Source organism: Streptomyces sp. NPDC029151 (assembly GCF_055564315.1).
This window is the reverse complement of record NZ_JBVHWQ010000001.1, coordinates 1781761-1796231: the sequence shown is the minus strand read 5'-3', so window position 1 is coordinate 1796231 and position 14471 is coordinate 1781761. Positions and strand designations below refer to the sequence as shown.

The 14471-nt window shown below is 69.1% G+C and carries 12 protein-coding genes; 8 read left to right on the top strand and 4 right to left on the bottom strand.

The features are described from left to right. Nucleotides 1-40: 40 nt before the first annotated feature. Both ACZ4VF_RS07075 and ACZ4VF_RS07070 read left to right on the top strand, forming a co-directional pair. The gene (locus tag ACZ4VF_RS07075) at nt 41-439 is read left to right on the top strand and encodes an OB-fold nucleic acid binding domain-containing protein (protein ID WP_467923606.1); all 399 of its coding nucleotides are present in this window, start codon (nt 41-43) and stop codon (nt 437-439) included. A 3-nt stretch (nt 440-442) separates the two neighbouring features. Beyond that, nucleotides 443-1243: a DUF3159 domain-containing protein gene (locus ACZ4VF_RS07070; RefSeq protein ID WP_467923605.1), complete on the top strand. Its 801-nt coding sequence runs from the start codon at nt 443-445 to the stop codon at nt 1241-1243. 83 nt (nt 1244-1326) lie between these two features. Here the strand turns inward: ACZ4VF_RS07070 and ACZ4VF_RS07065 are convergent, their stop codons facing one another. Together ACZ4VF_RS07065 and ACZ4VF_RS07060 are read right to left on the bottom strand one after the other, a co-directional pair. Then, complete coding sequence (locus ACZ4VF_RS07065; protein ID WP_189305043.1) at nt 1327-1995, bottom strand: potassium channel family protein; 669 nt, start codon at nt 1993-1995, stop codon at nt 1327-1329. Continuing rightward, on the bottom strand, nt 1995-2666 hold the full coding sequence (locus tag ACZ4VF_RS07060) for a potassium channel family protein (RefSeq protein ID WP_467923604.1): 672 nt from the start codon (nt 2664-2666) through the stop codon (nt 1995-1997). Before ACZ4VF_RS07060 ends, ACZ4VF_RS07065 begins: the two co-directional genes overlap by 1 nt. Before the next feature lie 371 nt (nt 2667-3037). Between ACZ4VF_RS07060 and ACZ4VF_RS07055 the strand changes: the two genes are divergently transcribed. From ACZ4VF_RS07055 to ACZ4VF_RS07030, 6 genes are all read left to right on the top strand, one after another. Beyond that, nucleotides 3038-5086, top strand: coding sequence for an APC family permease (locus ACZ4VF_RS07055; RefSeq protein WP_467923603.1), 2049 nt, complete (start codon nt 3038-3040; stop codon nt 5084-5086). A gap of 197 nt (nt 5087-5283) precedes the next feature. Beyond that, on the top strand, nt 5284-6615 hold the full coding sequence (locus ACZ4VF_RS07050) for a class I SAM-dependent RNA methyltransferase (RefSeq protein ID WP_467923602.1): 1332 nt from the start codon (nt 5284-5286) through the stop codon (nt 6613-6615). A gap of 748 nt (nt 6616-7363) precedes the next feature. Next, nucleotides 7364-7603 carry a NucA/NucB deoxyribonuclease domain-containing protein gene (locus ACZ4VF_RS07045; RefSeq protein WP_467923601.1) on the top strand — a complete coding sequence of 80 codons (240 nt, stop codon included), beginning with the start codon at nt 7364-7366 and terminating at the stop codon, nt 7601-7603. An 18-nt stretch (nt 7604-7621) separates the two neighbouring features. Then, nucleotides 7622-8146 (top strand): hypothetical protein, encoded by a 525-nt coding sequence (locus ACZ4VF_RS07040; protein WP_467923600.1) that lies wholly within the window; start codon nt 7622-7624, stop codon nt 8144-8146. A gap of 235 nt (nt 8147-8381) precedes the next feature. Next, entirely contained in the window at nt 8382-8894 is a 513-nt protein-coding gene (locus ACZ4VF_RS07035) for a hypothetical protein (protein ID WP_467923599.1), read from the top strand. A gap of 295 nt (nt 8895-9189) precedes the next feature. Further along, on the top strand, nt 9190-10875 hold the full coding sequence (locus ACZ4VF_RS07030; RefSeq protein ID WP_467923598.1) for a ribonuclease J: 1686 nt from the start codon (nt 9190-9192) through the stop codon (nt 10873-10875). 639 nt (nt 10876-11514) lie between these two features. Here the strand turns inward: ACZ4VF_RS07030 and ACZ4VF_RS07025 are convergent. Both ACZ4VF_RS07025 and ACZ4VF_RS07020 read right to left on the bottom strand, forming a co-directional pair. Beyond that, nucleotides 11515-12813: an RICIN domain-containing protein gene (locus tag ACZ4VF_RS07025; RefSeq protein ID WP_467923791.1), complete on the bottom strand. Its 1299-nt coding sequence runs from the start codon at nt 12811-12813 to the stop codon at nt 11515-11517. Between the two features lie 100 nt (nt 12814-12913). Further along, nucleotides 12914-14347 (bottom strand): endo-1,4-beta-xylanase, encoded by a 1434-nt coding sequence (locus ACZ4VF_RS07020; protein ID WP_467923597.1) that lies wholly within the window; start codon nt 14345-14347, stop codon nt 12914-12916. Between the last annotated feature and the right edge of the window lie 124 nt (nt 14348-14471).

Below are 14471 nucleotides of genomic sequence, written 5' to 3'. Positions count from 1 at the left end.
GGCTTACAGCCGCCGCGGTGCTCCCCGGTACGCTTCAGATATGACTGCTGTTCCTCGTTCCGAAAAGCCGGCCGGCCGGTTCCGGCGCATGCTCGACCGGCTCTCCTCGTCGCAGGCGGACCTGGAGTCCGAGGAGCTGCGCGAAGACGCGGAGACGGCCGGCTGCACGAAGATCGGCGACTGTCAGGACCGGCAGATCGTCACCGTAACTGGTACCTTGCGCACGGTCACCCTGCGCCCGCGCGCCGGAGTCCCGGCCCTGGAGGCGGAGCTGTTCGACGGCTCCGCCGCGCTGGACGTGGTGTGGCTCGGCAGGCGCTCCATCGTGGGCATAGAACCGGGGCGCAGGCTGCTCGCATCGGGCCGGATCTCGATGAGCCGGGGCCGCCGGGTGCTGTTCAACCCGAAGTACGAACTGCGACCCCTCGGACGGGAGTAGCCGGTGACGTCCCTCGACAAGCCGACCCAGGACACCGACCAGACGACCGATCCTCACGACGCCCGTGCGGTGACCGAGGCGGCGCTGTTCGAGGCGTTCGGCGGGGTCCGCGGCATGGTCGAGACGGTCCTGCCGGGCCTGCTCTTCGTCGCGATCTTCACGGTCAACAAGAACCTGCACATGGCGGCGATCGCCGCGCTGGCCCTGTCGCTGATCCTGGTCGTCGTCCGGCTGGCCATGAAGGACACCGTCAAGCACGCCTTCAGCGGTGTCTTCGGCGTGGCGTTCGGCGTGGTCTTCGCGATGTTCACCGGCAACGCCAAGGACTTCTACCTGCCCGGCATGCTGTACACGCTGGGCATGGCGCTGGCCTACATCGTCACCACCCTGGCCGGTGTGCCCCTGATGGGCCTCATCCTCGGCCCGGTCTTCAAGGAGAACCTCTCCTGGCGGACCCGCAACCCGGGCCGCAAGAAGGCGTACGCCAAGGCCAGCTGGGCCTGGGGCCTGATCCTGCTCGCCAAGTGCGCGATCCTCTTCCCGCTGTACTGGTGGGCGAACACCGCGCAGCTCGGCTGGGTCCTGGTCATCCTCAAGATCCCGCCGTTCCTGCTGGCGGTCTGGCTGACCTGGGTCTTCCTCGCGAAGGCTCCCGCTCCGATCGACGTGTTCGCGGAGATGGAGGCCGCCGAGAAGGCCGAGGAAGCCGCGAAGGCCGGGAGGGCCGAGGCGGAGCTCGGCGCGGCGCCGTCGGCCGCGGAGAGCGGCGAGACGACCGGAGGACGGCACCGCCGTCAGGCCTGAGCAGCCGTCGTACGACGCGGAAGGGCGCCCTTGCCGGCAAGGGCGCCCTTCCTGTGTGCGGGCGGTCCGCGCGTCGCGTGCGGTCAGTCCTCGCGCCGCACCGACAGCAGGTCCTCCAGCTGCTCCTCCCGGGCCTGCGCGGCCACGAACAGCAGCTCGTCGCCCGGCTCCAGGGAGTCCTCCTTGGACGGGGTCAGTACCCGGGTGCCGCGGATGATCGTGACCAGGGAGGTGTCCTCCGGCCACTCCACATCGCCGACCTGGGTGCCGGCCAGCGCCGACTCCTCCGGCAGGGTGAGCTCGACCAGGTTGGCGTCGCCGTGGCTGAAGCGGAGCAGGCGGACCAGGTCGCCGACGCTCACCGCCTCCTCGACCAGGGCGGACATCAGGCGCGGGGTGGAGACGGCGACGTCGACGCCCCAGGCCTCGTTGAACAGCCACTCGTTCTTGGGGTTGTTCACGCGGGCGACGACGCGCGGGACGCCGTACTCCGTCTTGGCGAGCAGCGAGACGACCAGGTTCACCTTGTCGTCGCCGGTCGCGGCGATCACGACGTTGCAGCGCTGGAGCGCGGCCTCGTCCAGGGAGGTGATCTCACAGGCGTCGGCCAGCAGCCACTCCGCCTGCGGGACGCGCTCGACCGAGATCGCGGTCGGCGCCTTGTCGATCAGCAGGACCTCGTGGCCGTTCTCCAGCAGCTCGCCCGCGATCGAGCGGCCGACCGCGCCGGCCCCGGCAATGGCGACCCTCATCAGTGACCGCCCTCCTCTTCCGGGCCACCGGCGAACGCCGCCTCGACCTTCTCCACGTCGTCCGTCCGCATCATCACGTGCACGAGGTCACCCTCCTGCAGCACCGTCTGGGAGGTGGGCAGGATCGCCTCGCCCAGACGGGTCAGGAACGCCACCCGGACGCCCGTCTCCTCCTGCAAGGTGCTGATCTTGTGGCCCACCCACTTCGCGGCGGTGTGCACCTCGGCGAGCTGCACACCGCCGGTGGGATCGCGCCACAGCGGCTCGGCCCCGGAGGGCAGCAGCCGGCGCAGCATCTGATCGGCGGTCCAGCGCACGGTGGCCACCGTCGGGATGCCCAGGCGCTGGTAGACCTCGGCGCGGCGGGGGTCGTAGATACGGGCGGCCACGTTCTCCACGCCGAACATCTCGCGGGCCACGCGCGCGGAGATGATGTTGGAGTTGTCACCGCTGGAGACCGCGGCGAAGGCGCCGGCCTCCTCGATGCCCGCCTCGCGCAGGGTGTCCTGGTCGAACCCGACACCGGTGACCCGGCGGCCCCCGAATCCCGGGCCCAGCCGGCGGAAGGCGGTGGGGTCCTGGTCGATCACGGCGACCGTGTGTCCCTGTTGCTCCAGGGTCTGGGCAAGAGCGGAACCCACGCGTCCGCAGCCCATGATGACGATGTGCACGACCGTCCTTCCGGTGTCCAAAAGTTACTGCTCAGCATCAGGGTCTCAGACCGGCGCCCAAAGCTACACACGGGCGCCGCGTGCCGGACACCCGCGGGCGCCGGCGGGCCGGACCCGCCGGCGAGTGATGCTGCGCACGCTGCACAGGGTCAGGATTCCGAGGCAGGTCAGAGCGAGGACCGCCCCGATCAGCTCCGCGGTCGCGGGCATGGAACCTCCGAAGTGCGATGACGAGCGGGGTTTGCCATCTAGGCACGGAGGGCACATGGACGACGGATTCCGCAGTTCCACGCACCCTGGATTTCACTCGTGAGGCAGATCCCGCACGCCGGGTGGGCGGGTGCCAGTTCGAAGGCTTACGATCCTCTCTCGTGTCCAAACTGACCGACGTGCCCAAACGGATCCTGATCGGGCGCGCACTGCGCAGTGACCGGCTGGGCGAGACGCTCCTGCCGAAGCGCATCGCACTCCCCGTCTTCGCCTCCGACCCGCTGTCCTCCGTCGCCTACGCGCCGGGGGAGGTTCTGCTGGTCCTCTCCATCGCGGGTGTGTCGGCGTACCACTTCAGCCCCTGGATCGCCGCCGCGGTCGTCGTGCTCATGTTCACGGTGGTGGCCTCCTACCGCCAGAACGTGCACGCCTACCCCAGCGGCGGCGGTGACTACGAGGTGGCGACGACCAACCTGGGCCCGCGGGCCGGCCTCACCGTGGCCAGCGCGCTGCTCGTGGACTACGTCCTCACCGTCGCCGTCTCCATCTCCTCCGGCATCGAGAACCTCGGTTCCGCGATCCCCTTCGTCGTCGAGCACAAGGTGTTCTGCGCCGCCGCCGTGATCGTGCTGCTCACGCTGATGAACCTGCGCGGGGTGAAGGAGTCCGGCAAACTCTTCGCCATCCCGACGTACGTGTTCGTCGGCGGCGTCTTCATCATGATCGCCTGGGGCGCCTTCCGCGGCCTGGTCCTCGGCGACACGATGCGCGCGCCGACGGCCGGCTACCACATCAAGGCCGAGCACCAGGGCCTCGCCGGCTTCGCGCTCGTCTTCCTCCTGCTGCGCGCCTTCTCCTCCGGCTGTGCGGCCCTCACCGGCGTCGAGGCGATCTCCAACGGCGTCCCCGCCTTCCGCAAGCCCAAGTCGAAGAACGCGGCGACCACGCTCGCGATGATGGGTCTGCTCGCCGTCACCATGTTCTGCGGCATCATCGCGCTCGCGATGGTCACCAAGGTCCGCATGGCCGAGCACCCGGCCACCGACCTGCTCCGGGGCGGCGTCCCGCTCGGCTCCGGCTACGTCCAGAACCCGGTGATCTCCCAGGTCGCCGAGGCGGTCTTCGGCAAGGGCAGCTTCCTGTTCGTCCTCCTCGCCGCCGCCACCGCGCTGGTGCTGTTCCTGGCCGCCAACACGGCGTACAACGGCTTCCCGCTGCTCGGCTCGATCCTCGCCCAGGACCGCTACCTGCCGCGCCAGCTGCACACCCGCGGCGACCGGCTCGCCTTCTCCAACGGCATCGTGCTCCTCGCGGGCGCGGCGATGCTGCTGGTGTTCATCTACGGTGCGGACTCCACCCGGCTGATCCAGCTGTACATCGTCGGCGTGTTCGTGTCCTTCACGCTCAGCCAGACCGGCATGGTCCGGCACTGGAACCGCCACCTCGCCGTGGAGAAGGACCAGGCCAAGCGCCGCCACATGGTCCGCTCCCGCGCGATCAACGCGTTCGGCGCCTTCTTCACCGGCCTGGTGCTCGTCGTCGTCCTGGTCACCAAGTTCACGCACGGCGCCTGGGTGGCCCTGCTCGGCATGTGCATCTTCTACGCGACCATGACCGCGATCCGGAAGCACTACGACCGGGTCGCCGAGGAGATCGCCGCCCCCGAGGGCCCGAGCGACGACCTGGTCCGTCCCTCCCGCGTGCACTCGGTCGTCCTGATCTCCAAGATCCACCGCCCGACGCTGCGGGCCCTGGCCTACGCCAAGCTGATGCGCTCCGACACCCTGGAAGCGCTGACCGTCAACGTCGACCCGGCGGAGACCAAGGCACTGCGCGAGGAGTGGGAGCGGCGCGGGATCGACGTACCGCTGAAGGTCCTCGACTCCCCCTACCGGGAGATCACCCGCCCGGTGATCGAGTACGTCAAGAGCCTGCGCAAGGAGTCCCCGCGCGACGCGGTCTCCGTGATCATCCCCGAGTACGTGGTCGGCCACTGGTACGAGCACCTGCTGCACAACCAGAGCGCGCTCCGCCTGAAGGGCCGCCTGCTGTTCACGCCGGGGATCATGGTGACCTCGGTGCCCTACCAGCTCCAGTCCTCCGAGGCCGCCCGGGCCCGCGCCCGCAAGCGGCAGGAATGGAACGCCCCGGGCGCGGTCCGGCGCGGCCCGGCCGTGGAGCGGCCGAAGGAGCCGTCGGGCAAGGAGTGAGGGGCCTTCCGGCCGCGGCGGGGAGGGGGAGTCCCGGACACCGGTGAGGGCGCCGGCGTGCGCTCGTGGCGGTGCCCGGGACCGTGAAGGGCCCGGGACCGAGGCCGAAGGCCGGGCGGGGAGGCCGTAGACTGGTGGGCTGTTGTCGGGCCCCGTCGCGGGGCCGCCCCCCGCCGTCGATCTGGAGTCTCCCCGCCATGCCCGCAGAACCGAAGAAGTCGCTGGTGGGGGAGGAGTACGAGGTCGAGATCGGCCCCGTCGCCCACGGTGGCCACTGCATCGCCCGTACCTCCGAGGGGCAGGTGCTGTTCGTCCGGCACGCGCTGCCCGGCGAGCGGGTGGTGGCGAAGGTGACCGAGGGCGAGGAGGGGGCCCGCTTCCTCCGCGCGGACGCGCTACGGATCCTGGAGGCGTCCAAGGACCGCATCGAGGCCCCCTGCCCCTTCGCCGGCCCCGGCCGCTGCGGCGGCTGCGACTGGCAGCACGCCAAGCCGGGAGCCCAGCGCCGGCTGAAGGCCGACGTCATCGCCGAGCAGTTGCAGCGGCTCGCCGGGCTCACTCCGGAGGAGGCGGGCTGGGACGGCACGGTGGTCCCGGCCGAGGGTGACAAGCTGCCGGCGGGGCAGGTCCCGCAGTGGCGCACCCGGGTGCAGTACGCGATCGACCCCTCGACGGGCAAGGCGGGCCTGCGCCGGCACCGCTCGCACGAGGTCGAGATCATCGACCACTGCATGATCGCGGCCGAGGGCGTGAGCGAGCTGGGCATCGAGAAGCGGGACTGGACCGGCATGGCCTCCGTCGACGCGATCGCCGCGTCGGGGTCCCAGGACCGCATGGTCATCCTGGAGCCGCGTCCCGGTGCCCGGCTGCCCCTCGTCGAGCTCGACAGGCCCGTCTCCGTCATGCGCGTCGACGAGCGGGACGGTGGGATCCACCGGGTGCACGGCCGCGCGTTCGTGCGCGAGCGTGCCGACGACCACACGTACCGGGTCGGCAGCGGCGGCTTCTGGCAGGTCCACCCGAAGGCGGCCGACACGCTCGTCACGGCGGTGATGCAGGGCCTCCTGCCCCGCAAGGGCGAGATGGCCCTCGACCTCTACTGCGGCGCCGGCCTCTTCGCCGGCGCCCTCGCCGACCGCCTCGGCGAGCAGGGCGCGGTCCTCGGCATCGAGTCCGGCAAGCGCGCGGTGGAGGACGCCCGGCACAACCTGGCCGGCTTCCCGCGGGTCCGCATCGAGCAGGGCAAGGTCGAGTCGGTGCTGCCGCGCACCGGCATCACCGAGGTCGACCTCATCGTCCTCGACCCGCCCCGCGCGGGCGCCGGCCGCGCCACGGTCGACCACCTCACCTCCCTCGGCGCCCGCCGCATCGCCTACGTCGCCTGCGACCCCGCGGCGCTGGCCCGGGACCTGGGGTACTTCCGGGAGGGCGGGTACCGGGTGCGGACGCTTCGGGCGTTCGACCTGTTTCCGATGACGCATCACGTGGAGTGCGTGGCGATTTTGGAGCCTGCTGCGAAGGGGATCTGACCTGCGGTTTTCTGGGCTGCTCAGGTGCCGACGGGTGCTGTCGACCTGTTTCCCGAAGTACATGACGTGGAGGGCGCAGCATGCTGGGGGAGCGCCCCTGAGCTGGGACTTCTGTCGGTGAAGGGAAGACGGGCACAAGTCGCTCCCGGGTCTGCGTGTGGTCCTCGCAGGTCACCCCTGCCGCTCCTGTGACGCCCGCTCTGATAGTGCATCAGCTTGCGCATGAGGTCGGCAGGGAGTGGCGTACGCCCAAGTCGAGGTAGCGCCGAATCAGGGGGTTGGCCGTGAGGACGCGGGGGTCGAGTTCCAGGCGGTGCCCGTATAGGGACCGCCGAGCCGGAAACCGTGCTGCTGACGCCCGCGGAGTTCCAGCGAGCAGTGGAGAGTGACGACTTCTTGGACTGGCCAGCTCCGTGACGCCATGAGCATTCAGTGGGTCTCCCATAACATAGCGCCAGCTCTCCCAACGCCGCCCCCTTCACAGGAGGCAGTACCGTTTACAACTCCAGCGTCGGCTACGACTACGCTGGCAAAGTGCCGGGCAAGTTCAAGGGAACCGTCTTCACTCAGGCCCGGGTGGAACTCGCCATGAGCCAGAAGGACCCGGCGGTCAATGAAAGTGCCTTGCACATCTACGACGCCCTCAACCGCCCCGAGCGCACCTTCCCCTCCTGGCCCGGCAAGAGCGTCCCGGGTGGGAGGGAACCCCTGCACCGGCTTATAGACAGGGATAAGCAGGAAGCGAACCGTGATCACTCGATCAAGGAATGCGGGAACGTGTGGGGGGGACTGGAAAGGCACCAAACTCCAGTGCGATGGATACCCCTTCGCGTCCACGAAGGAAGGATCAAACAAAGGCGACAATCGGTTCTCCGTAAGGCTGATTGATGGTACGGACAATGAGACAGGCGGTCGCAGGCTGGATCAGATGCATACCCTTAATCGAATGCTAGACGGCGACGCCTTCTATATGAAAATCACTAACTAGTCGTTGGGTGGCAGCAGCGTGGAACTGCTTCAGGAGTACAATTGCAAGGCGAAACCAGCTCGATGCTCTGTAGAGGTCATGGACGCCGAGGCTGATCTCTACGATGAGGATGCCGCGACTGCCGCCCGCAGTCAGGTGGTAGCCGGCAACGGCTACCACTTGTACATCCATACCTTGCAAGCCGACATCGACGTCGCAGTCACCATTCGCGTCTGGGATGCCCCGCCGACCGCCCCCGCGCGGGCGGAAGGCGGTGTTCCCATCAGTATCGAATCGGAAACTGGCACCCTCGTCATCTACCAACTGGAATACGGGCCCGCCGGGCAGATGACCCTCCCCCGACCCGGCGTCTATGAAGGTCATGCCTGGTGGGAGAACCGACAAGCAACGGCCGACTATTACGAGACGGCACTCGACTACCCCCCTGACGACACATTCGAGAGCCACCTCGACCAGGCATGGAAGAACTGCCCGGTCACCGAGCGCTACATCTTTGATCTCGCCTACACCGGAGAGCCCGAACCCGCCGACGGTGACTTGTGACGTTCAAATCTGTGGCCGCGCCCCTATTGCCCGCACTGTCTTGGTCAGGCGCTGAAACGGCCGAGGTGGCTACCGTTCCGGCAGTCGGTCCTTGGAACCCGTAACACGATCTTGCTGAGGTACGCGGTGTGACCAGGCGTTTCAGTTGGCGCTCGGTCAGTTCAGGTGGCACTTTGGGCGCTGGTCTCGCACGCAATGCCGGGCCTGGGGATGGTCACTTGAAGGGGCGGATCACGTGAGCGCAAGCGAGGGACGGGAGCACTGGGAGTTGCTGCCTGGAGCCGGGGTGGGGCCACTGCGGTTTGGGATGAGCCCGGCCGAGGTCGCCGACGCGCTCCGCGTCTCTGAGCCGCAGAAACGGGTGGGCGGCCCCTACGAGCAGGAAGATTTCGCCGACGGGGTGGCAGCGTTCTACGACGCGGGCAAGTTGGCGTGCATTGCCCTGGATGCGGTCACGGGTCCGCAGGTCTTGCTGGCGGGCTTTGCGCTGGCCGGCCACGATCTCGAGCAGGCGCACCAGTTCCTCCTTGACTACGCGGCCGAGCACGGGAGTTGCTTGTTGTACACCCTCGATGACTCCCTCGCCCTGACCGATCTGGGAGTTCTTCTGCGCTCACAGGAGGTCGGTGGCGTGCGAATGTCGCGGCCGGTCTTCGTGAGGGAGGACTGGTTGGAGTCGGAGTACTACCGCGATCGCCTTCCTTTGGAAGGCGTCCCGGCCACCGACGAATCGCCCTGGCCGTCGTAGATGTGCTTGCCGCTGCCGCAGTGGGACGGGCGTGACCGGTGTGACGATTCGACCGTTTTGGAGGGTGTGAGTGTTCGACCGTGGATTGTGGACGATGGCCTCTGAGCGTTGATCGAGCCGTTGCTGCCGCCCTGGCCGGCACGGCGCCGACGGTACCGCCCTGATCCCTCGCCGTCCGGCCGCCGGCGTCGCCGGATCGTCCCGGGCACCCGTTGTGGTGCCCCGGCCCTGTCGCGAGGAAGAGATCGAGCAGGCAATGGATCATCTTGTCCCGCTCTCCGGGTACCGTCAGGGTATGAGTCATCCGCACCCCGAGCTGAAAGCCGCCCCGCCCCTTCCCGAAGGAGGGCTGCGGGTCATCGCCCTGGGCGGCCTGGGTGAGATCGGCCGCAACATGACCGTCTTCGAACACGCCGGCAAGCTGTTGATCGTCGACTGCGGTGTGCTGTTCCCGGAGGAGACCCAGCCCGGCGTGGACGTGATCCTGCCGGACTTCACCTCGATCCGGGACCGGCTGGACGACATCGTGGGCGTGGTCCTCACCCACGGCCACGAGGACCACATCGGCGGCGTGCCGTACCTGTTGCGCGAGCGGAGGGACATCCCGGTCGTCGGCTCCAAGCTGACGCTCGCGTTCCTGGAGGCCAAGCTCAAGGAACACGGCATCCGGCCGCGCACGGTGCGGGTGCGGGAGGGCGACCGCCGTGGCTTCGGGCCCTTCGACTGCGAGTTCGTGGCGGTCAACCACTCCATCCCCGACAGCCTCGCGGTCGCGATCCGCACCCGGGCCGGGATGGTGCTGCACACCGGCGACTTCAAGATGGACCAGTTCCCCCTCGACGACCGCATCACCGACCTGCGCGCCTTCGCCCGCCTCGGCGAGGAGGGCGTGGACCTGTTCCTCACCGACTCCACCAACGCCGAAGTACCCGGCTTCACCACCTCCGAGCGTGAGCTGAACCCGGCGATCGAGCAGGTGATGCGCACCGCGCCGCGCCGGGTCATCGTCTCCAGCTTCGCCAGCCACGTGCACCGCATCCAGCAGGTCCTGGACGCCGCCCACCAGCACGGCCGCAAGGTCGCCTTCGTCGGCCGGTCGATGGTCCGCAACATGGGCATCGCCCGTGACCTGGGCTATCTGAAGGTCCCCTCCGGTCTGGTCGTGAGCACGAAGGAGCTGGAGAAGCTCCCGGATCACAAGATCGCTCTGGTGTGCACCGGCTCCCAGGGCGAACCGATGGCCGCGCTGTCACGGATGGCCAACCGCGACCACATGATCCGCATCGGCAAGGACGACACCGTCCTGCTCGCCAGCTCCCTCATCCCCGGCAACGAGAACGCCATCTACCGGGTGATCAACGGACTCACCCGGTGGGGCGCCCACGTGGTCCACAAGGGCAACGCCAAGGTGCACGTCTCCGGGCACGCGAGCGCCGGCGAACTCGTCTACTGCTACAACATCGTCAAGCCCCGCAACGTCATGCCCGTGCACGGCGAGTGGCGCCACCTGCGGGCCAACGCCGACCTCGCCATCCGTACCGGCGTCGACCCCGAACGGGTCGTCATCGCCGAGGACGGCGTCGTCGTCGACCTGGTCGACGGGCGCGCATCCATCACCGGCAAGGTCCCCGCAGGCAACGTCTACGTGGACGGCATGGAAGTCGGCGGCGCCACCGAAGCGTCCCTCAAGGACCGCCTCACCCTCGCCTCCGAAGGCGTGCTCACGGTGGTGGCGATCGTGGACGCGGACACCGGCGCCCTCACCGAGGCCCCCGACTTCCTGGCCCGCGGCTTCGTTCACGACGACGCCACGTTCGAGCCGGTCGTCCCCGTCATCGAGAAGACCCTGGCCACCGCGGCCGAGGAAGGCGTCGGGGATGCGCGCCAGCTCGAACAGCTCCTCGCCCGCGCCGTGGCGAACTGGGCGTTCCGCACCTACCGTCGCAAGCCCCTCGTCATTCCCGTCATCATCGACGCCTGAGCCACAGCCCGGCAGGCGTCCGGGGCCGGACGCCGATGCGTACGAGGTGTAAATCGGCCCCCCGTTCCCGATGCCAGGCTTCCTCACCGGCCCACCGGCCCACCGGGTCGGCCCGGACGCGCCCGGGGCGGCCCGGTGGCGGGAGTGGCTGCGCCGGGCGGCCCGGTGGCGGGAGTGGCTGCGCCGGGCGGCCCGCAGCCGCTCCGGCAGCCACCTGCCGCCCGAGCGGCAACATGACGGCCACCGGGAACAGCAGCGCGCACAGCCTGGTGCACGGGTGGAGGAGGAGAGGGATTCCCGCAGTCGGAGCCTCTCGACGCTGCAGGTCGCGGGGGTCGCCGCGTCTCCGGCGACGCCCACGGTGGCGGGCTCCGTACTCGCCAGGTCGTCGCACTGCGCGTACCACGCCGTCGCAGGCGTCCTCGCCCATCGGAAGGCCTGCGCCGCGCTCGGCCGCACGATGGCGCCTGACCTGTTGCCTCGTGGGGGAGGCGGAGGGATGGCGCGTCGAGTGGACGAACCCGGCGCTGGGCGAGGAGCCGGTGCGGTGCGGCATCGGCCGGGGTGTGTGCGTCGCCTTCTCGGCGGCTCGCCCGTGGAGCCAGGATCGTCCTGGCTCCACTCCATGCCGCGGGGGTGTCACTGGAACTGTGCGAAGAACCTCCAGATCTCTGCTTTGGTCCAGGTGGCCACCCCGCTCTCGCCGGAGGAGCCGTCGACCGGACCGGGGGTGTGGTCTCCGTCGAACGCGGCCCATTGGACCGGGTACCCGGCACGGCAGCCCGAATAGGTGGTCGTGATGTGCGTTCGGCTGCCGGGCGCGGGCTCGCGCGGGCTCTGGGGGGTGCAGCCGTTGTTGCGGACGAACCTGTCGCGCAGGGACCGTCCTTGCGTGATGTCGAGGACGGAGTCGCCGACGCCGTGGATGCCGAAGTAGGCGATGGGCTCGGTGCCGCCACCGCACCCGCTGATCTCGGCGCCGGACATGACCGCGACGGCCCTGAAGACGTTCGCCCGGCTGCACGCGAGCGCGTAGCTCATGCCGCCGCCCCAGCTGAACCCCGTGGCGAAACGCTGCGCCGGGTCGACGCAGAGGCCGCCCTCGATCCGCCGGATCATGTCGTCGACGAAGGTGACGTCCTCACCGCCTGAATTGGCCCAGCCGTTGCCGAGACCCTGGGGGGCGACGAGGATCGCGGTGTTCTTCGACTGTTCCTGTTGGCCGTAGTAGGACCAGGCGGTCCCGCTCGTTCCGCCCGAGGCGACGTCGGCGGCTGTTCCGCCCCGCCAGTGGAACGCGAAGATCAGCCGGTAGCGGTGGCTGTTGTCGTAGTTGTCGGGAACCCTGAGGATGAAGCTGCGGCTCTTGCCGCCGCTCTGGATCGTGTACGTACCGCTCGTCAGCGTGGGGGCGCTGCCGCATCCGCCGCCACCGGACGACAGTTTGATCATCTGCCATTGCTGGTTGGCGCCGCCCCAGTCGGTGTACTGGACGACGTTGCCCCCGTCGGCGGTGGAGGCGCCCTGCACCTCCACCGCCTTGCCGCTGTTGCGGTTGATCAGCCGGACGTGACCCGCGTCGGAGTCGGCCAGGCGGAACTGCTGGTTGGCCCCGTTGGCGTCGGCCCACTGCTGGATCGCGGCGCCGTCGGCGGTCGAGGCGCCGCTGACGTCGAGAACCTTGCCCGAGTGCCGGGCCTTGAGCCGGTAGAAGCCGTCTCCGGAGTCCACGAACCGCCACTGCTGGTTGGCTCCGTCGTTGCGCGTCCACTGGCCGACCCGCGCGCCGTCGGTGGTGGACGCGCCGGAGACGTCCAGCGCCTTGCCGCTGTTGCGATTGACCAGGACGTACCAGGCCTGGGTGTCCACCGTCGCCGCCTGGGCGGGCACCGGGTTCACCGCGACGAGCACGCCGATCGCGAGGGCCGCTGCCACCACGGCGGCGACCCGGGACCACCAGCGATGTCCTGGCGGCGGGGCGGGGGGAGCCGCACCGGAGGCCGTCATCGATCCACTCCTTCGTCCGTGGCAGGTCCCATCAGGTCCGGGTCCAGCGTTGGTTGCTGCCGTTCGAGCAGGAGTAGAGCTGGATCAGGGTGCCGTTGGCGGTGCCGGCTCCGACGGCGTCGAGGCAGAGGCCGGACTGGACGCCGACGATGGATCCGTCGGAGTTGAGGCGCCACTTCTGGTTGTCGCCGCCCCAGCAGCTGTAGATCTGGACCTTGGAGCCGTTGCCTGTGCCGGCGGCGTCCAGGCACTTGTTGCCGTAGACCCTGAGTTCGCCGGCATCGGTGTACGTCCACTGCTGGTTGGTGGCGCCGTTGCAGTCCCACAGCTGGAGCTGGGTGCCGTCGGTGGTGCCGGCGTTGGGCACGTCCAGGCAACGGCCCGAGCCGATGCCCTTGATCGTCTGTCCGGATCCGGTGGGGGGTGTCGTGGAGCCGCCGTTGAGTGCGTTGAGGACGGCGGTGTAGGCGGGCTTCTTGCTGCCGTCGCCGTTGAACAGCAGCGGCGTGTCCCCCGATCGCCAGGAGTCGGTGTCGCGCACACCCCAGACGGTGATGCCGAGGCAGCGGGAGACGGCCAGGCAGTCGTTGGTCACGTTGGCGTAGGTCGAGGCCGATGCGCCCTGGATGTCGAGTTCGGTGATGGCCACGTCCACGCCGAGAGCGGCGAAGTTCTGCAGGGTGGTGCGGAAGTTGCTGTTGTAGGGGCTGCCGCTGTTGAAGTGCGACTGGAAGCCGACGCAGTCGATCGGCACGCCGCGCTGCTTGAAGTCGCGGACCATGTTGTACACGCCCTGGGTCTTGGCCCAGGTCCAGTTCTCGATGTTGTAGTCGTTGTAGCAGAGCTTGGCCGCAGGGTCGGCGGCGCGCGCGGTGCGGAAGGCGACCTCGATCCAGTCGTTGCCCGTGCGCTGCAGGTTGGAGTCCCGGCGGCCTCCCGAACCGTCGTCGGCGAAGGCCTCGTTGACGACGTCCCACTGGGCGATCTTGCCCTTGTAGTGGGCCATCACGCCGTTGATGTGGTCGATCATCGCCTGGCGCAGCTGGCTGCCGCTGAGGCTCTGCATCCAGCCGGGCTGCTGGGAGTGCCAGGCCAGAGTGTGACCGCGCACCTTCTTGCCGTTCTGTACCGCCCAGTTGTAGACGCGGTCACCGGCGCTGAAGTTGAACTGGCCCCGCTGCGGCTCGGTGGCGTCTATCTTCATCTCGTTCTCGGGCGTCACCATGTTGAACTCGCGGCTGGCGATCGCGGTGTACGCCGAGTCGCCCAGCCTTCCCGAGGCGATGGCGGTCCCGAAGTAGCGGTTGCTCTGCGCCGCCGCGGCGCCCAGCGTGCTCTCGGCGGCGTGTGCGGTCGGCGGTGCGGCCAGTGCGGTGACCGCACCGAGGACGCCGACGACCAGCGTCAGCAGCAGACCGCGGATCTTCCGGCGGATAAAGGGTCTGGGAAGGGCGTACGAGCCCATGACTGTGCCTCCAAGTCGGACATCACGGAACGCGTGAAGAGCCAGGGTGCGCCGGTACGAACCTCACCGGAACGGAACAGGGTGGCCCAGGTGCCCCGGTGGGGGCGCTTTCTCCGGCAGGAAT

What these genes read in the sequence shown, in the direction of transcription:
- ACZ4VF_RS07075 (WP_467923606.1), top strand. Translation starts at nt 41, where the DNA reads ATGACTGCTGTTCCTCGTTCCGAAAAGCCGGCCGGCCGGTTCCGGCGC.
- ACZ4VF_RS07065 (WP_189305043.1), bottom strand. Translation starts at nt 1,995, where the DNA reads ATGAGGGTCGCCATTGCCGGGGCCGGCGCGGTCGGCCGCTCGATCGCG.
- ACZ4VF_RS07050 (WP_467923602.1), top strand. Translation starts at nt 5,284, where the DNA reads ATGCCCGCAGAACCGAAGAAGTCGCTGGTGGGGGAGGAGTACGAGGTC.
- ACZ4VF_RS07030 (WP_467923598.1), top strand. Translation starts at nt 9,190, where the DNA reads ATGAGTCATCCGCACCCCGAGCTGAAAGCCGCCCCGCCCCTTCCCGAA.
- ACZ4VF_RS07020 (WP_467923597.1), bottom strand. Translation starts at nt 14,347, where the DNA reads ATGGGCTCGTACGCCCTTCCCAGACCCTTTATCCGCCGGAAGATCCGC.